The following is a 23,302-nucleotide window of genomic DNA, read 5'->3' as shown; positions in this document are numbered from 1 at the left end:
CCCCCGTTCCGGTCAGGGAAGTGAGCGGCCCAGGCGCAGGCGGATGCGGTCACCCCGGCGTACGGACTCGCGCACGGTCCACACGCGCTCGTCGATCACCGTGCCCTTGGCCGTCATGTATCCGCCCATCCTCAGCACCGGCCGTCCCGTGTCGTCGCTGAGCAACCGGGCCCGGGACTCGGAGTCGTCGCCGAACAGCACGAGGAAGTCGTCGGCGCCCGCCGGGGCGTCCAGGATCAGACCGGGATAGAGATGGGAGTAAGGGACCTCGATAACATGCTCGATCACGCGTAAACGTCTACCCCGATGTCACGCTTTCAGCTTTGAGCCAGGAGCGGGATAGCGCTTTCCAGCGTCATGGGGTGAAATATCAGCATCCTTTCTACAGGCTGGAGTACCACGTGCCACTGTTCGACATGCCGCTCGAGCAACTCCGCAACTACCTCCCCGACCGTGACGAGCCCGCCGACTTCGACGACTTCTGGTCCGCCACCCTGGCCGAGGCCGGGGAGTTCGACCTGGCCGCCGAGTACGTCCCGTACGAGCTGCCCTTCACCGGCGTGGACGTGTTCGACGTGTCGTTCGCCGGATGGGGCGGGCACCGCATCAACGGCTGGTTCCTGCTGCCGCGTGGCGCGGAGGGGCCGGTCCCGTGCGTGATGCACTACATCGGCTACAGCGGCGGGCGCGGGTTCGCCAAGGACCACCTGATGTGGCCGGCCGCGGGGTACGCGGTGTTCGTGATGGAGACCCGCGGCCACGGCGGCGCGAACGTGGGCAGCCCCGGCTCCACCGGCGACCCGCACGGCAGCGCGGGGCCGCAGGCGCCCGGCATGATGACCCGCGGCATCCTCGACCCCGCCGACTACTACTACCGGCGCGTGTTCACCGACGCGGTCAGGGCGGTCGACGCGGCGGCGGCGCACCCGGCCGTGGACGCCGGTCGCATCGTGGCCTCCGGCGGCAGCCAGGGCGGCGCCATCGCGCAGGCCACCGCGGCCCTGCACCCGGGGGTCAAGGCGGCGCTCATCGACGTGCCGTTCCTGTCGCACTTCCGGCGGGCCGTGGAGATCACCGGGCGCGACCCGTACCAGGAGCTCGTCAGGTATCTGGCCACCCGGCGGGACAGCGCCGACCAGGTGTTCCGCACGCTGGCGTATTTCGACGGCGTCAACTTCGCGGCCCGCGGCCGGGTGCCCGCGTTGTACTCGGTCGCGCTGATGGACGACGTCTGCCCGCCGTCCACGGTGTTCGCCGCCTACAACCACTGGCAGGGTCCCAAGGAGATCACCGTGTGGCCCTGGAACAACCACGAGGGCGGGGGCGGCTATCAGTCGGAGGAGCAGCTCCGCTATCTGCACAAGCTCCTCGGCGACGGCTGATCCGGCGACCGGGCAGGCGACAGTACTGACGGTTCAGGCACGGCCGGGCGGCGAGCCCGCCGTGCCGGAGTCCCGATCGGCTCCGGCACGGCGGGGGCCGCCTCAGGCGTTCTGCTCGGTGACCAGGAAAGACACGCTTCCCTGGTCATCGGCTCCGGCGTCCAGGGACTTGTCCTCCAGCACGGTCGCGGCCACAGGATCGAGATAGACCCGCGCGCCCTCCGCCTCGACCACTGCGTCCGCCGGTTCGGGGGCGGTGGCCAGGGTAAGGGTGAGCGAACTCGCGCCCTCTCCCTGAGACGAGATGCGAATCCCGCTCTGGGAAGGCTCGGGCGCGGCCGCGGTCAGATCACGGATCGCCTGGGCTGCGTTGGCTGTCAGGGTGAGCACTACGGCTCCTCCTCACGGTCGACGTTCAGGAGTTGCCTGCCCTTCCCCCAACTCTCGGGCTCAACCCTTCTCGACCCTTTCTTTACCAAGAATTCCGCGATGATCCCGTACGGATCCGGCCTGCATGGACAATGGGCCCCATGGACTTCGCGAAGCAGAGGGAAGCCATGGTGGCGCAGCTGCGCAAGCGCCAGGACATCAGCGAGCCCGTGGCCGCCGCCATGCTCGCGGTCCCGCGCCACCTCTTCGTGCCGGACGTCGAGCCCGAGGACGCCTACCGTGACGAGCCCATCGTCACCAAGCTCGACGCGCAGGGCCGGCCGATCAGCTCGTCCTCGCAGCCGGCCATCATGGCGACCATGCTCGACCAGCTCGCCGTCGAGCCCGGCCACCGGGTGCTGGAGATCGGCGCGGGCACCGGTTACAACGCGGCGCTGCTGGCCCGCCTCACCGGGCCCGAGGGGCGGGTGGTCAGCGTGGACATCGACGAGGACATCGTCACGCGGGCCCGGGCCCACCTGTCCGGCGCGGGCCTGCCGCAGGTCGAGGTGGTCTGCCGCGACGGCGCCGGCGGCCACCCGGAGCGGGCCCCGTACGACCGGCTGATCGCCACCGTCGGCGTGTGGGACCTGGCGCCCGCCTGGCTGGAGCAGCTGAGCGCGGACGGGCGGCTGGTGGTGCCGCTCGACCTGCGCGGCGTGCAGGTGTCGGCGGCCATGGAGCGGGCCGGCGACCACTGGGCCAGCAGGTCCGTGGCGCCGTGCGGGTTCATGCGGATGCGCGGGCCGTTCGCGGGCACCGAGGTCGTCACCGTGCTGCGCCAGGACCCCCATGTGGCGCTGGCGCTGCCCGAGCCGCGCGAGATCGGCGATGTGCTCGCGGCGCTCGAAGCCGTGCCCACCGAGATCACCGTCAAGATGGAGGAGGCGGCGTCGCCGTTCGCGGTCGTCATGGGACTGTCGTTGTGGCTGGCGCTGCACGAGCCGCGCTGGTGCGCCGTGACCGGCAAGCTGTCCGGCCGCGGCTACGGCGCCACCGCCGGCATCGTCGAGGGCGACAGCATCGCGCTGCTCTTCATGGAGGGCGCCCTGGTCGCGCGCGGCCACGGAGCGGGCGGGGCCAAGCTGGCGGCGGAGCTGGCCGCGCACGTCAAGGCGTGGGACGAGGCGGGCCGGCCCGAGGCGGGCGCCCTGCGCATCGAGGCCCACCAGGGGCCGGTCTCCGGCAGGCCGCTCGTCATCGCCAAGCGCCACACCACGCTGGTGCTGGACTACGGCTGACGCTCCTGGGCGGGAGGGCTCAGACCGTCCACACGCCGTCGCGGACGAGGTCGCGCCCGGCCAGCTCGTTCGACTCCCGCCACGCCTGCAGCCGGTGCGGCGTGATGTGGAAGTAGTGGTGGGAGCCCGCCTCCTTGCGCGGATCGAAACCCGCCTTCTCCGCGAACGCGTCGCCTTCCTCCGCCGGGATCTCGGTCGCGGGCGTGGCCCGGGCCGTCCCCTCGATCAGCACCACGTCGCGCACCAGCCCCACGGACACGCGCACCTTGCCGTTGGCCAGCAGGTTGCGCGCCGTCGGGCTGGCGCCGGCCATGCTGATGAGCAGGGTGGTGCCGTCCCAGAGGAACGACAGCGGCACGAGGTAGGGGGTGCCGTCCTCGTCGGCCGTGGCCACCCAGGCGTCCACGTCGTGCTCCAGCCGCTGGCGGGTGCCATTGTCGGGGACGGCCCGCGTACGGGAAATCCGGCCGGCCGCCGCGCCCGGGCACCTGGAATGCCAGGAGGCCACCCGCCCGACGGTTACTCTCTGTAGCGACGACGTATCACCATGTCATAGGAAAACTCATGCGCACTCGTCTGACCCTGTCGCTGGCCGTCGTGGCCCTGGCCTCCCTTCCCGGTTGCGGCGGGGGCGCGGCGCCGAACACCGCCGCCGTGGTCGCGCGGACCGACACGCAGCCGTCCGAGCAGGACAAGACCTGGATGCGGACCATCCACCAGGGCAACATGACCGAGGTCCAGGCCGGGCGCCTGGCGGAGGGCAAGGGCACCACGAAGCCGGTCAAGGCCATCGGCAAGATGCTGGTCAAGGACCACACCAAGCTCGACACCAAGGTGACCCAGACGGCCACGCAGCTCGGCATCCAGCTGCCCACCTCCCCGAGCGCCGACCAGCGGGCCGAGCTCATCCGGCTGCAGAACGCGACCGGCCGCGACTTCGACCAGGACTTCCTGTCCGGCATGGTCAAGGCGCACACGGAGGCCCTGGCCGCCACCAGGACGGAGATCTCCAACGGCTCCTCGCAGGCGGTGGTGGCGCTGGCCAAGGCGGCGGCGCCGTCGCTGCAGGAGCACCTGACCGCCCTGCGCAAGGCTCAGGGCGACTGAAAAGGCATAACGTCATTTGCTGAAATAGAACGAAAACTGCCGCGACCCTGTGTGGTGTTATGGCGATTTGGGGTATTTGTCCCATTTGAACCAGGACGAACACATCGGGGGGATCGTCGTGGCTATGCAAACAGAGATCCGTAATCTGCTCGACTGCCACGTGGTGGGGTCGGACGGACAGTCGATCGGCAAGGTGGGCCAGGTCTACCTCAACGATCGTACGGGCGAGCCGGAGTGGGTGACCGTACGCACGGGGTTCTTCGGGATGAAGCAGACCTTCGTGCCGCTGGCCAACGCCCGCCGCTCGGGTGAGGAGATCCGGGTCCCCTTCGACAAGGAGATGATCAAGGGGGCGCCCAACATCGACGTGGACGGTCGCCTGTCCCTGAACGAGGAGGCCGACCTCTACCGCTACTACGGCATGCAGCCGACGGACATCCCGCGCCAGCGCGGCAGCGAGACCCGTACGCGCGGGCCCGTCACCGGCGAGCGGGCCGGCCTGGCCGGTGAGACCGGCGCGGGCATCACCGGCGAAAGGCGCGGGGGCCTGGCCGGCGAGACGCGAGGGGGCATCACCGAGGACCGCGACATCGACATGACGCGGTCGGAGGAGCGGCTCCGCATCGGCAAGGAAAGCAGGGAGACCGGCCGCGTACGCCTGCACAAGTACGTCGAGACGGAAAACGTCCACGAAAAGGTACCGCTCTCGCACGAGGAAGTCGTGATCGAGCGCGAGCCCATTCGGGACGGGGAGATGTCCGGCACGTACGAGATAGGCGAAGAAGAGCGGCAGATGATCCTGCACGAGGAGCGTCCGGTCGTCGGCAAGGAGACCAAGCCGGTCGAGCGCGTCCACGTGCACAAGCAGGACGTCCAGCGCGAGGAGACCGTCGAGGGCCAGATCCGCAAGGAGCGGGTGGAGATCGACGAGGAAGGCGTGATCAGGGACGAGAACCGGACGTTCGGGCGCGGCGAGGAGCTCCCGCCGGAGCGGTGACGGCTCGCGCCGGAACGGAAAGGCGTCGCGCGGGGGTGCCGTCGGCGCGGGCCCCCGCGGACGTTCAGCGTATTCCCCGGCCGGACTAAACTCGGTAACTGACAGAAAACTTTATTGTCCGGCCGCCGCGGATATTCACGAATAGAGCTCGACCTCGTTCAGCATGCCGCACGCGCGGCCTATTTCCGGGTCGCAGTCCCTTGTGGCATCCACGACGATCTTGACGTGTCTGGCGGTGCGGCCGATGTCGTCGTAGCGCAGGGCGTGGTCGATCCTGTCTTTGATCGTGACCACCGGGTCGCCCCAGGAGCGCCCGTCCGCGGAGACGTACACGCGGGCGCCGGCCGGGTGGCCCGGGCGCAGGCTGAGGCCGATCCGGCTGATGACGTGTCGCCGGTCGAAGTGCAGCACGTAGCGGCCCGGGCCCCGGCTCACGGCGCTCGACCAGTAGCCGGTGCTGCCGTCCAGGGCCCCGCCGGGGCGGGTCCTCGGCCGCAGCCGGCTCGACCACCGCATCGTCGTGGAGATCCGCAGGTCGCCGCGCCGCCGCAGCTCGGCGAGGTCGAGCCTGGTGCCCGCGGTGGCGACGGTGAACAGCAGCCGCTTGACCGCGTACCAGCCGCCGTGCTCGAACCGCCCGTGCGCCGGGCACGCGGTCTCGTCGAGCAGCCCGTCCGGCCGCACGCCGGGCAGCTTGCAGTTGTCGAACACCTGGATGATCCGGTGCGGCCCGACGGCGGCCAGGCCGGTGTAGCCGGACGAGCCGTGCGTGTCCCACACCCCGTCGCGGTTGTGGTACGTCACCCGCGGCTCCAGCCATTCCTCCCCGAGCCCGTCGGGGGAGACGGCCAGCCAGTTGTCCGGGCGGCCCGAGCTCAGCACGAGGACGCCGCCCGGGGTCAGCAGCAGCCGCGGCGCCACCCCGCGCACCACGCAGTCCTGGCCGGCGAAGCGCAGCTCGCGCACCGGCGACCAGGTGCGCCCGCCGTCGGTCGAGCGGCTCTGGTGCAGCGTCGAGTACGGCTCGCCGTCGCGGCGCAGCACCGCCAGCAGGCTGCCGTCCAGCGTCTCCTCCACGGCGGCCTCGTTGTAGGCCAACCCCGGCGGCGGCGCGGCGATCACCCCGCGGCGCTCGAAGGTGCGGCCGCCGTCGACGCTGGCGTACACCTCGGACTGGTAGGCCCCCGTGCCGGTGTACCGGGCGTACGCGGTGATCAGGATCGTGCCGTCGGCGAGCTGGATCGGGGCGCCGTGCGCGGCCCCGCCGGGCAGCAGGTCGCCGGGTGTGGTCAGGGTCGCCTCCGAGCGCAGCCAGCTCTCGCCGTCCTCCAGCGCCGACGAGGTGAGCACGCCCAGCTTGGCGGTGTGCGGCCCGGTCCTGGCCAGGTAGTACTCCGTGGCGAAGAAGCGGCCGTCGAGCAGCTCGACCGGGGACTCGCGCAGCGGCGTCGCGCCCGCCGGGCCGAAGGTGAGCCCGCCGTCCTCCGAGACCGCCGCGGAGTTGGTGAGGGTGACGACCTTGTCGACGTTCGTGGTGAAGGTGCTGATCACCTTCTGCTCCGGGGCGCCGCGGGGGCCGGTCACGTCGAGGGCCGACACGTTCGGGAACCCGGCGAAGTCGAGGCGCTCGGAGTCCGTCGGCTCGCGCGCGGCGGGCGGCGGATTGGGATGAATCCAGTCTAGTGAGGAAGCAGTATCGATCAGGTAAGGCCCGCTCCGCGCGGACTGCTGGGAGTGCTCCGGTAGCACGCAGTAATTGGCTCCGGCCTGCACCGGACCGGGGTGCGCGGGCAGCCCGGCGGCCATCGACAAGGCCGCGACCACGGCTCTGGTCACCGGCACGGGTTCGCTCCTCGGCTGTCGTTCGGGATTCAGCGCACCGTACGGACTCTAGATCATCGACCCTCCGTAACGCCGCATTCACCTGCGGGAAGTCGCGGGTTCACGTCGCGGGGCGCGGCGGCCGGGCGCGAATCATGCTAGTTCCGTTAAGTGACAGTTGACAGGAATCCCCGGTCTTACGACGATCGGGACGGCACTATTAAGTGTCAATTTACGTAGGTCGAGAAGACCACGGGTCAGGAGGTGGCCCATATGAGCATCGAGCCGAGGGCGAGAGTGGCCCCAGAACGCGTGCTGCCGGGCCCGGTGCCGATGGCGCCGGAGACCGCCGCGCAGCAGCGGGTCGTCCAGCGGATCTGCGCCAGGGTCGTGCCCGGCATGGAGGTCGGCGTCGCCGAGCTGCCCCCCGGCGGCCTGCAGGTGTGGATCGACACCCCGGCGCCGCCGGCCGAGCAGGAGTCGTGGGTCCTCTACCACCGCATGGCCCGCGAGGTGGCGCTGGTGGGCTGGCACTGCGAGGCGGACGCCGACCGTCTGCTGGTGCTCGGCTGGAGCGCCGCGTGCCTGCACAACCGCGTACGCCTGCTCCAGAGCGGGCTGCGCAGGCTCACCGACTTCGGGCCGACGGCACAGCGGGCCGTGCAGCTCGACGGCCGCGACCCGGACGGCCGCCCCGCCGCGGAGCTCGTGGCGGACGTGTGCGCCTCGATCGAGCGGCGGCTGCGCTGGCCCGAGCGGCTGGCCGAGCTCCACGGGTTCGAGCGCGGCTCGGGCCTGCCGCATCTGCAACTGCTCCTCGCCCAGGTCACCGGCCTGGAGGCGAAGGTCGCGGGCGCCTGCGAAGAGCACCTCGTCATGGCACGGGTGCTGGCGCGGGCCGTCTGCGAGCACTACGCCCTGCACGCGGACCTCATCCGCGCGCAGCGTGAGGTGCTGGTGGAATCGCGCCGATGGGTGCACGCCAGCTCCATGATCCGCGGCTCGGCCACCGCACGGCCGAGCTCCACCGGCGGCAGCCGTCCCCACATGGGGCTGGCCGAGCGCCGCATCGCCGCGAGCGTCATCAACCACGGCGTGCCGCGGGCGACCCCCGCGGCCGTCACTCCCCGGGTCGGGCACGCCGACCTCGAGGAGGGCGCGCGCTGACCTCGAGCCGCTCAACGGCGAGCGGTCGCCCGGAAAACCCCATCCGAATCCGGTAGGAGAGCTCCCGTCATGCGAACCCCCCCGCACCTGCCCGCCCGCACCAGGCACGAGCGCGCCGATCACGTCCGGCGCCACCCGTACGGCCTGCACGACGTACCGGCCCAGGCCGCGCCGCGCGGCACGCTCGACTTCCCCGACGCCGCCCCGCCCGCCCCCGCCGACATCTACGCCGACGTCCACGCCGACGTCCACGGTGATGTCCACGCCGACGTCCACGGAGACGTCTTCGTCGAGCAGCGGCTGCTCGGCATCAGGGAGATGTCCAACCAGGCCATCGGCTCCATCGACGACCTGCTCCAGCACACCGCCTGACGTGTGCCCCCCAACGGCGCCCGGCCCCGGGAGCCGGAAAAGCGAATCTCACCCCTTGAGGAGAGCCATGCAGGACCTATCGCGACCGGAGCTGAGGTCGCGTGACGTCGGGGGCCACCAGCCGCGATCCGTGGCGGGCGTCGAAACGCCGCGCACCCTCGACGAGGTACGCGCGCTCGTCCGGCAGTCCATGACCGACAAGCGCCGCCTCTACCCGATCAGCACCGGCAGGAACTGGGGCATGGGCTCGGCCATGCCGGTCACCGACGACAACCTGGTCGTCGACCTCGGCGGCATGAACCGGGTGCGCAGCCTCGACCTGGAGGCCGGCTTCGCGGTCATCGAGCCGGGAGTCACCCAGCGGCAGCTCGCCGCCGTGCTGCGCGACACCCCGTGGATGCTCAACGTCACCGCCTCGTGCGCCGACACCTCCGTGGTCGGCAACGCGCTCGACCGCGGCGACGGCTGCATCCGCTCCCGCGTCCACGACGTGGCCGGGATCGAGGCCGTGCTGGCCGACGGAAGCGTGGTCACCACCGGCGGGCTCGACCCGGCGGGCCGCTACCACGGCCGGGTGGCCGGACCCGACCTGACGCAGGCGTTCGTCCAGCACAACCTGGGCATCGTCACCGCCATGGCCGTGTCGCTGGTGCCGCGCCCGCAGACCATCGGGCTCGTGCACGGCCGGATCCCGCGCGACCAGGTCGGCGTGGCGGTCGGCGCGGTCTCCGGCTTCCTGCGCCGCGGGAACCCGGCCGACGGGCTGATGCGGGTGCGCGAGTTGTCGCTGGTTCCCAGCCACGGCGACTGGGCCCTGCCCGCCGGCGTCGACCCGAGCCTGTTCACCATCATGGGGCCGCTCATGGGCAGCGACGCCACCGTGGAGCTGGCCGAGGAGCTGCTGCGCAAGGCGCTCATCGAGGTCGAGGGCGCCGAGGCGCTGCGCGTGCTGGACACGGCCGAGGTGGGCCCGGACGACCCGCTCTACGCCAGGGCGCTCATGTCGCAGGGCATCCCCACCTGCCTGGGCGTGCACAACGCGCTCGGCGTGACCTCGTGCGACCGGATCGACGAGGGCCCTATGGGCTTCCTGGCCCTGCTGCCGCTGCTGCCGATGCACGCCCGCCGGACCGAGCACCTCCTGGCCGCGCTCCAGACCGCCGTGGACGCGCACACCACCGCCCTCATGGTCGAGTGGAACCTCGTCAGCAGGCACATGGCCAACGGCGTCATCCAGATCTTCTTCGAGCGCGGCGCGCCCGACGCGGCCTACCGCGCGCACCAGCTCCGCAACGACGGCAACTGCCTGCTGCGCGGGCACGGCTGCGCCATCTACCGCTCCGACATCGACCACGCCGCCGCCGACGTCTGGTCCGAGACCAGCACCGCCGGCCTGGGCATGCTGCACCGGCTCAAGACCGCGCTCGACCCGGACGGGCTGCTCTCGCCCGGCCGGTACGGCGCCTGAACCACGGCGCCTCAACCACCGGGCCTGAACCACCGGGCCAGAACCACCGGGCCAGAACCACCGGCCTGGACCACCGGGCCAGAACCGACGTCCGGCTCCGCCGTCAGCACAGCCGGAGTGTGCCTCCGGCGGAGACCGACCGACGCTTCCATAGGAGGAACCACGTGCGTTCGTCACCAGCCGCTGTCCGGGGGACGGGCACGACCGGCGCGGACCGGCGTCACGGAGTGATGCTGCGCCTGGTCGGTGCGGGTGTCATGTTGACGGTGATGGCCGACACCACGGCCACCACCCTGGCAGTGGGAGTGCTGCGGTACACGCCCGCCGGCGCCGGCATGCCGCTGGGCGACCTGGTCTGGCTGACCAGCGCGGCCTTCATCCCCATCGCGGCGCTGCTGGCCACCGCCGGCCGCTGGGCCGACCTGTTCGGCCGCCGCCGGGTGCTGGCGGTCGGGCTCGTGGTGTTCATCGTGGGCGCGATCGCCACCGTGACCGTGGAGTCCTGGTCGTCCGTGCTGGCCGCGCGGGCCGTCCAGGGCGCGGGCGCCGCGGCGATGATCCCGGCCAGCCTCGGGCTGCTGCTCGGGGAACTGCCGGAATCCCAGCGGCGCGGCGCGATCGCGCTGTGGAGCTCCGCCTCCGGCCTCGGCTGCCTGCTCATGCAGGCGGGCGGCGGCTGGCTGGCCGCCACCGTCGGCTGGCGGGCGCTGTTCGTGCCCGACGTGGTCATGGGCGTCCTGCTGCTGATCGCCTGCGCCGCGCTGCCCTCGGGCCGGCGCGGGAACGCCAAGGGCGTGCCGGACGTGCTCGGCGCCTGGCTGCTGGCGGCCGGCATCGCCGTGATCGTGCTGGCCATCTCCAAGGCCATGGCCTGGGGCATGGACGTGGTGTGGCTGGCGCTGGCGGCGCTGGCCCTGCTCGGCGGCGCGCTCGCGCAGGCCAGGCACCACCGCCTGCCCGCGATCGACCTGGCCCTGTGGCGGCGTCCCCGGTTCGTCTGGGGCTGGCTGGCCACCTGGGGATTCGGCGCGCTGTCGTACGGGCTGCTGACCGTGCAGCCGCTGTACCTGCTCCACCTCGGCTACCCCATGCTCGAAGTGGCCATGTGGCTGACCCCCACGTCGGTGGCCGTCGTCGTCACCAGCTTCCTGGCCGGCAAGATCGTCAAGCGGGTCGGCGCGTACGGCCTGATCTACGCCGGCTCCCTGCTCTGCGGCGGCGCGTGCGTGCTCGTGCTCATGCAGGCCGGACCCACCGTGTGGGGCCTGGTCGCCAGCGTCGTGGTCGGCGTCGGGGTCGGCGCGCTCGCGCCCGGCACCTCCGTCGCCACCACCCTGGCCGCCCGCCCCCACCAGTACGCCTCCGCCGTCGGCGCGGCCACCATGGCGCGCATGGTCGGCGGTGCCGTCGGCGTCGCCGTCGTGTCGGTCGTGATCGACCACCCGTTCATGACCGGGCCCTTCGCGGGCCTGGCCGGAGCGCTCGCGATGTGCGTGGCCATCTCGGTGCTCATCGGAGCGCTGGCCCTGACCAAGATCACGCGGCTGCGGCCGGACCCGGGCGACGTCATGGTCAAGGTCCCGCGCCGGCTGCTGCTCGAGCTGCGCATGACCCTCGCCACCGTGGCGGCCGAGGCCGACGCGCTGCTGCCAGTCGAGACCCGCACACCCCCTACGGACCACATCCCGCGGCCGCGGGCGGCCGAACCCGGCCCGCTCGCCGGGACCCGCGGGCACACGAACTAGTTCAACCTCTAGAAGGGCTCTCGTCATGGCAACCACATCGTGCGACGTAGCCATCGTCGGCGCCGGGCTCGGCGGCTGCTTCCTGGCCTTACTGCTCGGCCGCCGCGGCCGGCACGTCGTCGTCATCGAGCAGGGACCCTCGGTCCCGAGCGCGGGCGCCGACTTCCTCAAGCCTCCCGGGCTGCGGGTGCTGGCCAGGCACGGACTGGCTGACCTCGTCGGACGCCGTGGCCTCAGGCGCGACATCATCCGCTATTACCACGATGGCGACCCCATCCAGGAGTGCCACTACCCGGAGGGCGGCTTCCTCATCCGGCCCTACCGGGAGCTGGTCGAGCTGATCTACACCTCCTGCGCGATGGAGGGGGTCGACTTCTGGTTCGACGCCAGCATCGACGACATCGCGATGGGCGACGGCCGCGTGGAGGAGCTGACACTGGCCGACGGGCGGCGGCTGCGGGCCGGCGTCGTGATCGGCGCCGACGGCACCAAGTCCGCGGTGCGGCAGGCGCTCGGCATCGAGCAGCGCACGATGCCGTACGAGCGGCTGCTCATGCGGGTGGCCACCGTGCCGCTCAGCGCCAGCGTCGCCCAGCTCAACCGGCTGTACTTCAGCTCCGAGGGCTGGCTGGCCTACCTGTACCCGATCAACAGGGACGAGGCCAGGGTGTTCGTCGGCCTGCCCCCGGAGGACGACAAGGAGATCTTCCAGGACGGCATCCCGGCGCTGCTGGACGAGCTGAAGAAGTTCGTCACCGAGAGCTCCGACGCCTTCAACGCCCTGCAACCCGCCACCTGGCAGCGGATCAAGGTCTCCTCGCTGCGGGTGGACGCCTACCACAAGGGCAACGCCGCCCTCCTCGGCTCGGCCGCCTTCGCCTGCCACCCGATGACCGGCATGGGCATGAGCTACACGCTGCACGACGCCGAGATCCTGGCCGACGTCATCTGCGCCGCCGCGGGCGACGCCGAGCTGCTCGACCGTCTCCTGTACGCCCGCTACGAGCCCCGCAGGCACGCCCACCGGCAGCTCATCGACTACGGTGACGCCCTGGCCGCGACCTTCCGCGACCGGGCGGCCTACCTCTCTGCCTTCCGCGCCGACCTGCACATCCACGGCCGGACCGCCGCCCCCGAGGTGATGCCGGCCCTGCAGCTCGCCTAGCCGGCGCCCCCGCCGCCCGCCATTCCCCACCAGGTGAGGTCGTCCAGTGCCACGCTGAGTGCGATGGCGGCCCGATCCCCCGGCGGCGGGGGCGTCCCTTGGTAGGGCGGGCACTACCAAGAGGACGGGTGACAGCGGGGGTCCGCGCGACCCCCATCGCCCGCGATGCTGATGAATGATCACAAACTCATCGGCATCGGAGACGAATGTGACTGTCGCAGAGACCGCCCCCCAAACCCGGCGAGGGAGCGACTTCGCGAAGCTGTCGCGGCGCATCGCCCAGGAAGGGCTGCTCGACAAGCGGCCCGGCTACTACGCGGTCCGGATCGGGCTGGTGGCCGCCCTGTTCGCGGGAACCTGGGCGGTGTTCGCCGCGATCGGCGACTCCTGGTGGCAGATCCCGATCGCCGTGCTGATGGCGGTGGCGTTCGCGCAGGTCACACTGCTGGCCCACGACCTGGCGCACGGACAGATCTCCCGGTCGCGGCGCACCAGCAGGATCGCCGGGCTGATCGCGGGCAACCTGGCCGTCGGGCTCAGCTACGGCTGGTGGATGGACAAGCACACCCGCCACCACGCCAATCCCAACCACGAGGACCACGACCCCGACGTCTCTCCCGACGTCCTCCTCTGGTCGGAGAAGCAGGCCGAGGCCGCGCGGGGGCTGCCCCGGTTCATCGGCCGCCGGCAGGCGTACCTGTTCTTCCCCCTGCTCACCCTCGAAGGCCTGAACCTGAAGGTGTCGAGCTTCCGCGCGCTGCGCAAGGAGTCGCTCAAGAGCCGGCGGACCGAGGGGCTGCTGCTGGTGGCGCACGTGCTGGCGTACCTGGGGGCGGTGTTCCTGGTGCTGCCGCTGCCCAAGGCGCTGCTCTTCCTGGTCGTGCACCAGGCGTGCTACGGCGTCTACCTCGGCTGCACCTTCGCGCCCAACCACAAGGGCATGCCGGTGCTCACCGCCGAGGACGAGCTGGACTTCCTCCGCCGCCAGGTCCTGACCTCCCGGAACGTACGGGGCGGGCGCCTGATCAACACCGCGCTCGGCGGCCTGAACTTCCAGATCGAGCACCACCTGTTCCCCAGCATGCCCACCGCGAACCTGCGGCGGGCGCAGCCCATCGTGCGCGACTACTGCGCCTCGCTGGGGATCGACTACGTCGAATGCGGCCTGCTGGAGTCATGGGGACAGGCGCTGCGGCACCTGCACGAGGTGGGGCGGCCGCTGCGCGAGGTCAGGAAGTGACGATCAGCTCCAGGCCGTTGAACTCCTCCCTGACCTGATGGCCCGCGTCGGCCAGCACCGTACGCAGCGCGAGCTGGACCGCGGCGCGGATGGTCCCGTACTTGACGAGTTGGTCGGCGGAGGTGCCCCACGTGACGACCACTCCGCGCGTGGGGTCGTGCCAGACTCCGAGCCCGCCGTCGGCGGACATCAGCGACGGCTCGACGGTGAAACCCGCGTCCGTTAGCTCCCGGCGGACCAGCCTCTCCAGGTCCTCGCCGGCGCTGGTGGCGACGTCCATCGGAGTCCACTGCCCGCACGCGAGCGTTCCGAACCTCCGGGATCCCGCGAACCGTGTGGAAGGATGTCGAATGTGCCCTTCACGTCGCCCACCGCGCGTCCCGCGGCGCTCACCGTAGCGCCGTCCGGGTCGTCCGCCGGGTCGTCCGCCGGGTCGTCCGCCGGGTCGTCCGCCGGGTCGTCCTCCACGGCCGGTGGGTCGGTGGCGGCGGCCGCGGTGCTGCGACTGGCGCGGGCCGTCGTGTTCGCGACGGTCTGCGGCGCGGTGTCGGCGGGCGGGCACGCGCTGGCCGGCGGGGCGGCCGTCCCGTTCGGCGTCTACCTGGCAGGGGTGCTGGCCGCCCTCGGCCTGGCCTACGCGATCGACGGCCGCGAGCGCGGCCCCGCGGCCGTGCTGGCGGCCACCGTGAGCACCCAGATGGTGCTGCACCAGCTCTTCGACCGGCTCGCCCCCGCCACCTGGCCCGACCACGCGCACGCCCACCCGTCCTCGGGCATGGTGCTGGTCCACCTCACGGTGGCGGCCCTGACGGCGTGGTGGCTGCACCGCGGCGAGCGCGCGCTGTGGCTCATGATCCGCCTGTACGGCGCACCGCGCCCGGTCATCCGGCTGCTCGTCACCGCCCCCGCCGGACAGGACGCCGGGCCCGAGCAGCCGAGGCCGCTGCCGGTGCCGCCCGGCGCCGCCGCGTGCGCGGGCCGGACCGTCCCCGGAACGATCAGCAGGCGAGGGCCGCCCGCGGCGGCGGCGCGTCACTGACGCTGCCTGCCCCTTTCGCCCTTGCCTGTGTCCGGACGCCGGCGCCACGGGCCCGGTCGTCCGGAAGATCATTCTGGAGACCATCATGGCATTCACGCCGCGGCACTTCCGCAGGGTGGCACTCGCATGCGCCCTTTTCCTGGCTTCTTTCGTGACTTTTCTCGCCTCACCCGCCTTCGCCCACGACACGCTCAAACGCAGCTCTCCCGCGAAGAACGCCCAGATGTCCTCGGTCGAGGAGATCGAGCTCGAATACACCGCGAGCGTCAAGTTCCCGTTCGTCGCGCTGCACGACGCGGCCGGCAAGGAGGTCGCCCTGGGCAAGCCGCGGCTCGACGGGCCCAAGGTCCTCGCCGACCTCCCGCAGCCGCTCGCACCCGGCTCGTACGTGCTCGCGTGGCGTGTCGTTTCGTCCGATGGGCATCCCATTGAGGGCGAAATCCCTTTCAGCGTGAAAGGATCATCTTCGTCATCGGCTTCGCCCTCGGCCACCGATGAGGGGTCCGCGGCGGGCGCACCGTCCGCCGCGGCGAGTCCCGCCACGGGTCCGGCGACGGATCCAGCGGCGGTCGCCGGCCCCTCGGAAGCGGCCGGCGAGGGGCCCGCGGCATCGGGCGGCGTCCCTGGCTGGATCTGGGGCGGGCTGGCGGTGCTAGTCGTGCTGGGTGCGTTCGTCCTGTTCAGGACCTCGCGCCGCGGCCCTGATCGGGAGGAAGTGGATGCGGGTTGAGCAGGCCAGACAGGTCGCGCGGCAGTGGGTGCTCGAAGAGGGTGCCGGGCTGCCCGGGTTCGGCGGGGCGTTCCTGACCGGGTCGGCGTTGTGGGCCGACGCGGGTGCCGAGCTGGCCCCCACCTCGGACGTGGACGTCATGGTGGTCGCGGACCCGGCCGCTCGCATCGGTCATATAGGGAAATTTCGCTACAAAGAGGTATTGCTGGAGGTCTCCTCCATCACCGGGCTCGGCTCCACGCACGAGGTGCTCAGCGACTACCACCTGGCCGGCAGCTTCCACCTGCCGTGCGTGCTGGCCGACCCGTCGGGGCGGCTGACCGAGCTCCAGCGCGTGGTGGCCCGCGACTTCGCCGAGCGGCCCTGGATCCTGGCGCGGTGCACCAACGCCATGGACCGGGTCCGGGGCTGGATCAACGGCATGGACGAGTCCGCGCCGCTGGTGGACCAGGTCAACTCGTGGTTGTTCGGCACCGGGGTGACCGCGCACGTCCTGCTGGTGGCCGGGCTGCGGAACCCCACGATCCGCCGCCGGTACGCGGCCGTCCGCGAGCTGCTCGCCGAGCACGGGCGGCTGGAGTTCCACGAGAGCCTGCTCGAGCTGCTCGGCTGCGCCGACCTCGACGCCGCGCGGGTGCGGTGGCACCTGGCGGCGCTGGAGCGGGCGTTCGACGCCGCCGCCTCGGTGCGGGCGCCCTCGTACCGGTTCGACTCCGACATCAGCCCCGTGGCGCGGCCGGCCGCCATCGACGGGACCCGCGAGCTCATCGAGCGGGGGCTGCACCGGGAGGCCGTCTTCTGGGTGGTGGCCACGTACGCGCGGTGCGTGGCCAAGCGGGCCGCGGCCGGCGACCACCTGGCCGACCGCGCGGCCGACCACCTGGCCGATCACCTGGCCGATCACCTGGACGATCATGCGGACCACCACGTGGATGGCCATGTGGACGACTACGCGGCCGACTACACGGACGGTCTCCGCGAGCTGCTGGCGGATCTGGGGGCGGAGACGTTCACCGACCGGCGGCGCCGCGGGGACCGGGTCCTGGCGGCGCTGCCGGGTCTGTGGCAGACGGCCATGGGGCTGTGCTGAACCGGGGTCAGCGGCCGTCGAGGCGGGGCAGGGCGTCGCCGTAGATGTCCGGGCTGCGGTCCACCTGGCCGATGAAGTCGCCGGGGAAGCCCAGCTCGAACTCCACCGCCGACTCCAGCCGCCGCAGCGCCTCCTCGGGGAGCGTCACGTCCGAGGCCCCCAGGTTGTCCTTGAGCTGCTCGGCGCTGCTCGTCCCGAGGATCGGGTGCACGCCGCGCCGCAGCGCCCAGGCGATCGCGACCTGCGAGGGCGTGGCGCCCAGCTCGCCGGCCACCTCGATCACGGCCCGCTCCGCGGCCCGCTCACGCTCGCCGAGCGAATCGGGTGACACGCGCGAGGCGGCCGCGTCCGGCGCGGCGTACCGGCCGGACAGCACGCCGCGGGCCAGCACCCCCCACGCCGCCACGCTCATCCCGTACGCCTGGGCCATCGGCAGCAGCTCCCGCTCGATGTCCCGCTGCAGCAGGCTGTACGGCACCTGCAGCCCCGCGAACGGCGTCCACCCGCGCCACTCGGCCAGCGTGTTGGCCCGGCTGACCACCCACGCCGGCGCGTCGGAGATGCCCACGTAGAGCACCTTCCCCGAGCGCACCACGTCGTCCAGCGCCCGCATCGTCTCCTCGACCGGCGTGTTGCGGTCCCAGACGTGCACCCAGAACAGGTCGACGTAGTCGGTGCGCAGCCGCCGCAGGCTCTGCTCCAGCGACAGCACGAGGTTCTTGCGGTGGTTGCCGGCCGCGTTCAGGTCGGTGCGGTCGCGGGTGCCGGTGTATTTCGTGGCCAGGACGAACCGGTCGCGGCGGCCCTGGAGGACCTCGCCGACGACGCTTTCGCTCTCGCCGTACATGGAGGCGGTGTCCACGACGTTGCCCCCGGCCTCGGCGTACAGGTCGAAGATGCGCCGCACCTCCGGCGACGCCTCGCCGTAGGTCATCGCGCCGAGGAACAGCTCGGAGACCCTCAGCCCGGTACGGCCCAGCAGACGGTAACGCATCACGACACCCCTCAAGCCTGGTAGGGAGTGGCGAGCCGGGCCTCCCGCAGGGCCCTGCCCCACCAGCCGAGCTGGTCCAGCAGCGCCTTGGCCGCCCCCTCCGGCCCCTCATGATCCACCAGGCGGCCGTCGGCGTCGAACCGGGTCCAGTGCTGGTCGAAGCTGATCCAGTTGCGGATCGTCACCGCGTGCATCTCGGCGAACACCTGCCGCAGGTGCTCCGCCGCGCGCAGCCCGCCGCCGAAGCCGCCGTACGAGATGAGCGCGACCGGCTTGGCCTGCCACTGCGTGGAGTGCCAGTCGATGGCGTGCTTGAGCGAGGCGGGGAAGCTGTGGTTGTACTCGGGGGTCACGACCGCGAACGCGTCCGCCTCCGCCAGCCGCCCGGCCAGGCGCCGCAGGTCCGCGGGCCGCCCGTGCACGTCGGCCAGCTCCTCCGCCGTGGCCGGCAGCACCGCGGGCAACGGCGTGTCCGCCAGGTCGATGATGTCCGGGTCGAACAGCCCGTGCGTGGCCGCCTGCTCCGCGAACCACCGGGTGACCGTGGGGCCGAAGCGGCCCGCGCGGACGCTGCCCGTGATGACCGCCAATCTCATGTTCGTCATGGGCACCAACCTGCCCCGCCGCCGGGCGCGGAGGAAGGCCGCGCTCAGACTGGCCCCCGGAGGGCCACGATAAGGCGGGGACGCCGGTTCTACACTCGGCACGTGAGCGACAACGAGCTGGGCGCCTTCCTGCGCGCCCGCCGCGAGGCGATCAAGCCCGCCGACGTCGGCCTGCCCGACGGCGCCCGGCGGCGCACGCCCGGGCTGCGCAGGTCCGAGCTGGCCACGGTGGCCGGGGTGAGCGTCGAATACCTGACCAGGCTGGAGCAGGGCCGCGACCGCAACCCGTCCGTCCAGGTGCTCGTGACGCTCGCCGACGCCCTGCGCATGACCCCGGAGGAGCGCATCCACCTGCGCCACCTGGCCAAGGTGAGCAGCGGCGGCATCGCCCTGTGCCCGGCCGCCGGGCAGGCGCCCGACCGCACCGTGCGCCCCACCGTGCGGGCGCTGCTCGACCGGCTGGAGCCGGCGCCCGCCGTGCTGCTCAACCGGCTGGGCGAGGTGCTCGACCGCACCGCGGGGTTCGACCGGGTCTTCGGCCCCGTCGGCCTGCTGGAGGGCGAGGCGCCCAACCTGATCAGGTACACGTTCGCGGACGTGCGGGCCAGGATCGCCTACCCCGAGTGGGACCGGGTGGCCGACGAGCAGGCCGCCGCGCTGAAGTACGAGGCCGGCACCGACGACCCGTACGCGGCGGAGCTGATCGCCGACCTGTCGTTCGCGGCGGGCGAGGCCTTCACCGGGCGCCTGGCCGGGCCGTCTCAGCCGGCGCGGATGGCCCCCGTGCAGCGCGTGGCGCACCCGGAGGCCGGCGAGCTGCGGCTGGCCAGGGAGGCGCTCGACCTGACCGGCGGCGAGCAGCGGATCGTCGTCTACCTGCCCGCCGACCCCGCCACCGCGGCCGCGCTCGACCGCCTGACCGGCCGCCGCCCCGGCGCCCTGCGGGCGGTGAACGCCTGACCGTGCCGCCCGGGGCGGCTCAGACGCGGCGCAGGGAGCGGGTCAGGCCGGCGGCGATCGTCGTGGCCAGCACCCAGCCCGCCACGATCAGCCCGTACGCCAGCCACTGCGTCCCGCCGCCCGGGTTGAACGCCTTCTCCTGCCCGAAGTCGATGATCGGCAGCAGCAGGTCCAAGGTGTAGACCAGCGAGCTGAACTCCGGCGCCTCCCCGCGCTTCAGCGGCGGCGGCTCGGCCAGCGCGAACACGACCGTGCCCAGGACCAGCAGCGCCGCCAGCCAGCCGGCCGCGCGCAGCGGGCGGAAGCCGTAGCCGACGGTGACGTCCTGGAGGTGGCCCCAGAGCGCGGCGTACCAGGGGAGGGTGGCGCGGCGCTGCCGCTGGCCGGCCAGCAGCGTGTCGCGGGCGTCGGCGTCGCTGCCCAGCCGCCGGTACATCGCGGCGAGCTGCTCGTAGGCGTGCGGCAGGTAGCCGTCGGGGTCGCGGCGCAGCCAGTCCAGCCGCTCGGCGGCCGGCAGCATGGGCTCCAGCACCTCGTACGCCAGCCCGTCCATGCGCAGCGCGTCCGGCCACACGCCGGGGCTGTCGCGCAGCAACCCGATGCGCGCGTGCCGCAGCTCGACCGTGCCCCGGATCGGCTCGGCGGTGCGCAGGGCCAGCTCCCGCGCCTCCATCCGCCCGCATTTGAGCGCCGCGCCGCCGGGCGCCTCCAGCGTGGCGTCGTGGAGGCACAGGCGGCTGCCGATCCGGGCGCCGGTCAGCCGGATGCGGCCCTGGGCGGAGAAGCCGTCGCAGAGGTTGAGCACCTTGCCGACCGTGATGCCGTTGGCCGACAGCGCCGCGCCGCCGGGGTTGACCAGCCGGGCGCCCTCGAAGTGGGCGGGGCCGGTGACGGAGGCGTCCAGCAGGCTGATCTCGCCCTCGGCCGACAGCCCCTCGCGGGCCAGCAGCGCGCCGTTGACCACGATGTTGTCGCCGGCCAGCACCAGGCCGCCCGGGTTGCGCAGGCGCGCGCCGTCGAGGCTGAGCGTGCGGCCGATGGCGGCGCCCTCCAGCCAGATGATGCCCTCGGTCTCGACCAGCGACATGAACAGGCCGCTCTCGGCGTTCAGGCCGCCGCCGCGCACCGCGAGGCCGCCGGGGTTGCGCAGCCGCGAGCCGCGCAGCGTGAGCGGCCCGGCCACGCGGGCGAACCGCAGGCTGACCTCGCCCTCGGCCTCCACGTCCCGCGCGAACAGCCCCACCTGGACGACCATGTTGCCGCCCCCGAACGCCACCCCGCCCGGGGCCCGCAGGCGGGCGCCGTCGATGTTGACGGCCGCGCCCACCCGGGCCGCGGTGAGGATGATCTCGCCGTCACAGGTGAACCCGTCCTGGGCGCGCAGGTTGCTGCCCACGTCGAGGTGCTCGCCGTTGATGGCGATGCCGCCCGGGTTGTCCAGGCGGGCGCGGTTCAGCGTGAGGTTGCCGTTGATCCGGGCGCTGGGCAGGCGCAGCTCGCCGGTGACGTGGCAGTCCGTCAGCCGCAGGTTGCCCTCGACCTGGATGTTCGAGGCGATCAGGCCCGGCAGCCGGGAGCCGGCGAAGCTGAGGAAGCGGGTGCGGGCCTGGTACAAGTCGGGCCGCTCGTCGAAGGCGCAGCCCTCGAACGTGATCGGGAAGTCGATCTCGCCGAACGCCAGGTGGAGCAGGCCGGTGATCCGCGCCCCGGCCAGGCGCAGGCCCGGCTTGTCCCCCGGGTCGGCGTATTCGCCGAGCAGCAGCTCCGCCAGCACCTCCGCGCGGATGGTGCGGCCGGGATCCCAGGCGTCGGCGTCGGCGGGGGAGTCGTGGACGGGGTCGCCCGAGCGCAGGTCGACCTCCTGGCCCCGGGGGAGCGCCGCGGACACGGCCTGCTCGGCCGGCGTGAGTTCTCGCACACGGACATCCTGGCGTGGGACGGGCTATTCGCGTACGTCGAACCCGAGCGCCGCCGCCACGACCGTCGCCTGGAACGGGTCGATCACCGCGTCCTTCAGCGAGACCTCGTGCGGGTCGAACGTGCTCAGATCGCTGCCCCGCAGGTCGCACTTCGTGAGGTCGGCCCCGCGCAGCCACGCCCCCGACAGGTCGGCGCGGCGCACCTCCGCCCCCTCCAGCCGGGCCCCGGTCAGGTCGGCCTCGCGCAGCCGGGTGCCGTGGAAGGCGCTGCCGCGCAGGTCGGCGCCGGGCAGTCCGACGTAGGACCAGTCGCCGCCCTCCACCTTCAGCAGCCCGTAGGTGCAGCCGTCGAACATGCTGCCCGTCAGCTTGCAGCCCCTGAACGTGGCGTCGAAGAACGAGCAGCGCGAGAACGTGCAGTTGAGGAAGCGGGCGTCCTCGTGCACCGACACGTTGAACCGCACGTTCCTGAACTGGCACTCCTCGAACGAGGAGCCGCGATCGACCAGCTCGGTCATGTCCACGTCCTGGAACAGCACCCGCTGGTAGCTCTCGCCGGAGAGCTCGAGGCTGTCCCAGTCGGCGGACCTGATCGTCTTCTCCGTCGGGGGCGGCGGGACACCGTGCTTGCGCTCTGCCATGCGAACAAACTAGCGGACGCGGCTCCCGGCTAGGCCCGTTTGGCGATGGCGGTGATGAGCGGCTGCACCAGCTTGGCCGCCAGGGGACCGAAGGCGGCCAGGATGAGCACGTACGCCGCCGCCAGGGCGCCCAGGTCGGGATGCACGCCCGCGCCCACCGCCAGCCCGGCGATGACGATGTTGAACTCGCCGCGCGGGATGAGCGCGATGCCCGCCCGCGCCTGGCCGGCCTTGGCGATGCCGGCCCGCCGGGCCGCGTACACGCCGGTCAGGAGCTTGGTGATCATGCTGACCAGGGCCAGCAGGGTGGCCAGCCCGGCCACCGGCAGGATCTTCGCGGGGTCGGTCTGGAAGCCGAAGAAGACGAAGAACACCGCCGCGAACAGGTCCCGCAGCGGCGCCAGCAGCGCCTGCGCGTCCTCGGCCAGCTCGCCCGACAGCGCGATGCCGACCAGGAACGCGCCGACCGCCGCCGACACGTTCAGCTGCTGGGCCAGCCCCGCCACCAGCAGGGCCAGCCCGACGACCTTCAGCAGCAGCACCTCGGAGTTCGGGCTGGACACGAACGCCTCGATGAAACGCCCGAACCGCAGCGCCACGACCAGCACCACGGTCACGGTCAGCAGCGCGATGCCCACCGCGATCGCCCCGCTCAGCAGGCTCAGCCCCGCCAGCATGGTGGTCAGGACCGGCAGGTAGATCGCCATCGTCAGGTCCTCGAACACCAGCAGCGACAGCACCGTCGGCGTCTCCCGGTTGCCGATCCACCCCAGGTCGGACAGCACCTTGGCGGTGATCCCCGAGGAGGTGGCGTAGGTGACGCCCGCCATGGCCACGGCCGCCACCGGGCCCCAGCCCAGCAGTAACGCGCAGATGGCGCCGGGCGCGGCGTTGAGCACCAGGTCCACGACACCCGCGCGGGCGTTGCCCTTCAGGCTCGTGACCAGCTCGTCGGCGTTGTACTCCAGGCCGAGCGTGAGCAGCAGCAGGATGACGCCCAGCTCGGCGCCGGTCGAGATGAACTCCGTGCTCGTGGCCAGCGGCAGCACGCCACCGGTCCCGAACGCCAGGCCGGCGATCAGGTAGAGCGGGATGGGGGAGATGCCGACCCGCAACGCCAGCGCGCCCAGCAGTCCCAGGCCAAGGAGGACAGCACCGAACTCGAGAAAAAGGACAGCGGTATGGTGCAC

General features: G+C 72.3%; 24 protein-coding genes. 14 read left to right on the top strand and 10 right to left on the bottom strand.

The genetic code is table 11. The features are described 5' to 3' along the window. Window positions 1-12: 12 nt before the first annotated feature. Window positions 13-288 carry a hypothetical protein gene (locus tag ACBJ59_RS02725; protein WP_375108559.1) on the bottom strand — a complete coding sequence of 92 codons (276 nt, stop codon included), beginning with the start codon at window positions 286-288 and terminating at the stop codon, window positions 13-15. Between the two features lie 113 nt (window positions 289-401). Here ACBJ59_RS02725 and ACBJ59_RS02720 point away from each other — a divergent pair, with 113 nt between their 5' ends. After that, the gene (locus ACBJ59_RS02720; protein ID WP_375108558.1) at window positions 402-1,382 is read left to right on the top strand and encodes an acetylxylan esterase; all 981 of its coding nucleotides are present in this window, start codon (window positions 402-404) and stop codon (window positions 1,380-1,382) included. Between the two features lie 102 nt (window positions 1,383-1,484). On the opposite strand, the gene ACBJ59_RS02715 is transcribed toward ACBJ59_RS02720, so the two are convergent. Next, a complete protein-coding gene (locus ACBJ59_RS02715) occupies window positions 1,485-1,772 on the bottom strand; it encodes a HesB/IscA family protein (RefSeq protein ID WP_375108557.1) in 288 nt (95 codons plus the stop codon). 140 nt (window positions 1,773-1,912) lie between these two features. On the opposite strand from ACBJ59_RS02715, the gene fxlM reads away from it, so the two are divergent. Then, window positions 1,913-3,052 (top strand): methyltransferase, FxLD system, encoded by a 1,140-nt coding sequence (fxlM, locus tag ACBJ59_RS02710; protein ID WP_375108556.1) that lies wholly within the window; start codon window positions 1,913-1,915, stop codon window positions 3,050-3,052. A 19-nt stretch (window positions 3,053-3,071) separates the two neighbouring features. Here fxlM and ACBJ59_RS02705 read toward each other — a convergent pair whose 3' ends face one another. Beyond that, window positions 3,072-3,560, bottom strand: a complete 489-nt coding sequence (locus ACBJ59_RS02705; protein ID WP_375108555.1) for a pyridoxamine 5'-phosphate oxidase family protein — start codon at window positions 3,558-3,560, stop codon at window positions 3,072-3,074. A 56-nt stretch (window positions 3,561-3,616) separates the two neighbouring features. On the opposite strand from ACBJ59_RS02705, the gene ACBJ59_RS02700 reads away from it, so the two are divergent. Together ACBJ59_RS02700 and ACBJ59_RS02695 are read left to right on the top strand one after the other, a co-directional pair. Then, window positions 3,617-4,159, top strand: coding sequence for a DUF4142 domain-containing protein (locus ACBJ59_RS02700; RefSeq protein ID WP_375108554.1), 543 nt, complete (start codon window positions 3,617-3,619; stop codon window positions 4,157-4,159). Window positions 4,160-4,283: 124 nt separating this feature from the next. Beyond that, window positions 4,284-5,156 carry a DUF2382 domain-containing protein gene (locus ACBJ59_RS02695; protein WP_375108553.1) on the top strand — a complete coding sequence of 291 codons (873 nt, stop codon included), beginning with the start codon at window positions 4,284-4,286 and terminating at the stop codon, window positions 5,154-5,156. A 135-nt stretch (window positions 5,157-5,291) separates the two neighbouring features. Here the strand turns inward: ACBJ59_RS02695 and ACBJ59_RS02690 are convergent, their stop codons facing one another. Continuing rightward, window positions 5,292-6,998, bottom strand: a complete 1,707-nt coding sequence (locus ACBJ59_RS02690) for an exo-alpha-sialidase (protein WP_375108552.1) — start codon at window positions 6,996-6,998, stop codon at window positions 5,292-5,294. A 252-nt stretch (window positions 6,999-7,250) separates the two neighbouring features. On the opposite strand from ACBJ59_RS02690, the gene ACBJ59_RS02685 reads away from it, so the two are divergent. The 6 genes from ACBJ59_RS02685 (at window position 7,251) to ACBJ59_RS02660 (ending at window position 14,134) form a co-directional block, all read left to right on the top strand. After that, window positions 7,251-8,144 carry a hypothetical protein gene (locus ACBJ59_RS02685; RefSeq protein WP_375108551.1) on the top strand — a complete coding sequence of 298 codons (894 nt, stop codon included), beginning with the start codon at window positions 7,251-7,253 and terminating at the stop codon, window positions 8,142-8,144. Between the two features lie 69 nt (window positions 8,145-8,213). Next, entirely contained in the window at window positions 8,214-8,516 is a 303-nt protein-coding gene (locus ACBJ59_RS02680) for a hypothetical protein (protein ID WP_375108550.1), read from the top strand. Between the two features lie 67 nt (window positions 8,517-8,583). Beyond that, window positions 8,584-9,984, top strand: coding sequence for an FAD-binding oxidoreductase (locus tag ACBJ59_RS02675; protein ID WP_375108549.1), 1,401 nt, complete (start codon window positions 8,584-8,586; stop codon window positions 9,982-9,984). A 164-nt stretch (window positions 9,985-10,148) separates the two neighbouring features. Further along, complete coding sequence (locus tag ACBJ59_RS02670) at window positions 10,149-11,729, top strand: MFS transporter (RefSeq protein ID WP_375108548.1); 1,581 nt, start codon at window positions 10,149-10,151, stop codon at window positions 11,727-11,729. Between the two features lie 25 nt (window positions 11,730-11,754). Further along, window positions 11,755-12,894, top strand: coding sequence for an FAD-dependent monooxygenase (locus ACBJ59_RS02665; RefSeq protein ID WP_375108547.1), 1,140 nt, complete (start codon window positions 11,755-11,757; stop codon window positions 12,892-12,894). Window positions 12,895-13,102: 208 nt separating this feature from the next. After that, window positions 13,103-14,134, top strand: coding sequence for a fatty acid desaturase family protein (locus ACBJ59_RS02660; RefSeq protein WP_375108546.1), 1,032 nt, complete (start codon window positions 13,103-13,105; stop codon window positions 14,132-14,134). Here ACBJ59_RS02660 and ACBJ59_RS02655 read toward each other — a convergent pair. Beyond that, the gene (locus ACBJ59_RS02655) at window positions 14,124-14,414 is read right to left on the bottom strand and encodes a hypothetical protein (RefSeq protein WP_375108545.1); all 291 of its coding nucleotides are present in this window, start codon (window positions 14,412-14,414) and stop codon (window positions 14,124-14,126) included. The two genes, ACBJ59_RS02660 and ACBJ59_RS02655, sit on opposite strands and share 11 nt — an antisense overlap. Before the next feature lie 72 nt (window positions 14,415-14,486). Between ACBJ59_RS02655 and ACBJ59_RS02650 the strand changes: the two genes are divergently transcribed. The 3 genes from ACBJ59_RS02650 to ACBJ59_RS02640 all read left to right on the top strand — a co-directional run bounded on the left by ACBJ59_RS02650 (window position 14,487) and on the right by ACBJ59_RS02640 (window position 16,993). Next, window positions 14,487-15,173 carry a hypothetical protein gene (locus ACBJ59_RS02650; RefSeq protein WP_375108544.1) on the top strand — a complete coding sequence of 229 codons (687 nt, stop codon included), beginning with the start codon at window positions 14,487-14,489 and terminating at the stop codon, window positions 15,171-15,173. Window positions 15,174-15,258: 85 nt separating this feature from the next. Next, complete coding sequence (locus ACBJ59_RS02645; RefSeq protein WP_375108543.1) at window positions 15,259-15,903, top strand: copper resistance protein CopC; 645 nt, start codon at window positions 15,259-15,261, stop codon at window positions 15,901-15,903. After that, entirely contained in the window at window positions 15,893-16,993 is a 1,101-nt protein-coding gene (locus tag ACBJ59_RS02640) for a hypothetical protein (RefSeq protein WP_375108542.1), read from the top strand. The genes ACBJ59_RS02645 and ACBJ59_RS02640 overlap by 11 nt, the downstream gene beginning before the upstream one ends. A gap of 7 nt (window positions 16,994-17,000) precedes the next feature. Here the strand turns inward: ACBJ59_RS02640 and ACBJ59_RS02635 are convergent, their stop codons facing one another. Together ACBJ59_RS02635 and ACBJ59_RS02630 are read right to left on the bottom strand one after the other, a co-directional pair. Next, entirely contained in the window at window positions 17,001-17,987 is a 987-nt protein-coding gene (locus tag ACBJ59_RS02635) for an aldo/keto reductase (protein ID WP_375108541.1), read from the bottom strand. An 11-nt stretch (window positions 17,988-17,998) separates the two neighbouring features. Then, window positions 17,999-18,592, bottom strand: a complete 594-nt coding sequence (locus ACBJ59_RS02630) for an NADPH-dependent FMN reductase (RefSeq protein ID WP_375108540.1) — start codon at window positions 18,590-18,592, stop codon at window positions 17,999-18,001. Between the two features lie 102 nt (window positions 18,593-18,694). Here ACBJ59_RS02630 and ACBJ59_RS02625 point away from each other — a divergent pair, with 102 nt between their 5' ends. Beyond that, window positions 18,695-19,552 (top strand): helix-turn-helix domain-containing protein, encoded by an 858-nt coding sequence (locus tag ACBJ59_RS02625; protein ID WP_375108539.1) that lies wholly within the window; start codon window positions 18,695-18,697, stop codon window positions 19,550-19,552. A 19-nt stretch (window positions 19,553-19,571) separates the two neighbouring features. On the opposite strand, the gene ACBJ59_RS02620 is transcribed toward ACBJ59_RS02625, so the two are convergent. The 3 genes from ACBJ59_RS02620 to ACBJ59_RS02610 are packed head-to-tail and all read right to left on the bottom strand — an operon-like array spanning window position 19,572 to window position 23,302. After that, complete coding sequence (locus ACBJ59_RS02620) at window positions 19,572-21,470, bottom strand: hypothetical protein (protein WP_375108538.1); 1,899 nt, start codon at window positions 21,468-21,470, stop codon at window positions 19,572-19,574. 24 nt (window positions 21,471-21,494) lie between these two features. Continuing rightward, window positions 21,495-22,112 (bottom strand): pentapeptide repeat-containing protein, encoded by a 618-nt coding sequence (locus ACBJ59_RS02615; protein ID WP_375108537.1) that lies wholly within the window; start codon window positions 22,110-22,112, stop codon window positions 21,495-21,497. Window positions 22,113-22,141: 29 nt separating this feature from the next. Then, entirely contained in the window at window positions 22,142-23,302 is a 1,161-nt protein-coding gene (locus tag ACBJ59_RS02610; RefSeq protein WP_375108536.1) for a cation:proton antiporter, read from the bottom strand.

Origin of the sequence: Nonomuraea sp. MTCD27, from assembly GCF_041950495.1 — a bacterium.
Lineage (GTDB): Bacteria > Actinomycetota > Actinomycetes > Streptosporangiales > Streptosporangiaceae > Nonomuraea.
Note: the sequence above shows the minus strand (reverse complement) of the source record. Positions and strands in the feature narration are given on the sequence as shown.

Excerpts from the sequence above, each read along its gene's own strand:
- fxlM (WP_375108556.1), top strand. The coding sequence starts at position 1,913 with ATGGACTTCGCGAAGCAGAGGGAAGCCATGGTGGCGCAGCTGCGCAAG.
- ACBJ59_RS02700 (WP_375108554.1), top strand. The coding sequence starts at position 3,617 with ATGCGCACTCGTCTGACCCTGTCGCTGGCCGTCGTGGCCCTGGCCTCC.
- ACBJ59_RS02695 (WP_375108553.1), top strand. The coding sequence starts at position 4,284 with ATGCAAACAGAGATCCGTAATCTGCTCGACTGCCACGTGGTGGGGTCG.
- ACBJ59_RS02685 (WP_375108551.1), top strand. The coding sequence starts at position 7,251 with ATGAGCATCGAGCCGAGGGCGAGAGTGGCCCCAGAACGCGTGCTGCCG.
- ACBJ59_RS02680 (WP_375108550.1), top strand. The coding sequence starts at position 8,214 with ATGCGAACCCCCCCGCACCTGCCCGCCCGCACCAGGCACGAGCGCGCC.
- ACBJ59_RS02675 (WP_375108549.1), top strand. The coding sequence starts at position 8,584 with ATGCAGGACCTATCGCGACCGGAGCTGAGGTCGCGTGACGTCGGGGGC.
- ACBJ59_RS02665 (WP_375108547.1), top strand. The coding sequence starts at position 11,755 with ATGGCAACCACATCGTGCGACGTAGCCATCGTCGGCGCCGGGCTCGGC.
- ACBJ59_RS02655 (WP_375108545.1), bottom strand. The coding sequence starts at position 14,414 with ATGGACGTCGCCACCAGCGCCGGCGAGGACCTGGAGAGGCTGGTCCGC.
- ACBJ59_RS02645 (WP_375108543.1), top strand. The coding sequence starts at position 15,259 with ATGGCATTCACGCCGCGGCACTTCCGCAGGGTGGCACTCGCATGCGCC.
- ACBJ59_RS02640 (WP_375108542.1), top strand. The coding sequence starts at position 15,893 with ATGCGGGTTGAGCAGGCCAGACAGGTCGCGCGGCAGTGGGTGCTCGAA.
- ACBJ59_RS02635 (WP_375108541.1), bottom strand. The coding sequence starts at position 17,987 with ATGCGTTACCGTCTGCTGGGCCGTACCGGGCTGAGGGTCTCCGAGCTG.
- ACBJ59_RS02630 (WP_375108540.1), bottom strand. The coding sequence starts at position 18,592 with ATGACGAACATGAGATTGGCGGTCATCACGGGCAGCGTCCGCGCGGGC.
- ACBJ59_RS02615 (WP_375108537.1), bottom strand. The coding sequence starts at position 22,112 with ATGGCAGAGCGCAAGCACGGTGTCCCGCCGCCCCCGACGGAGAAGACG.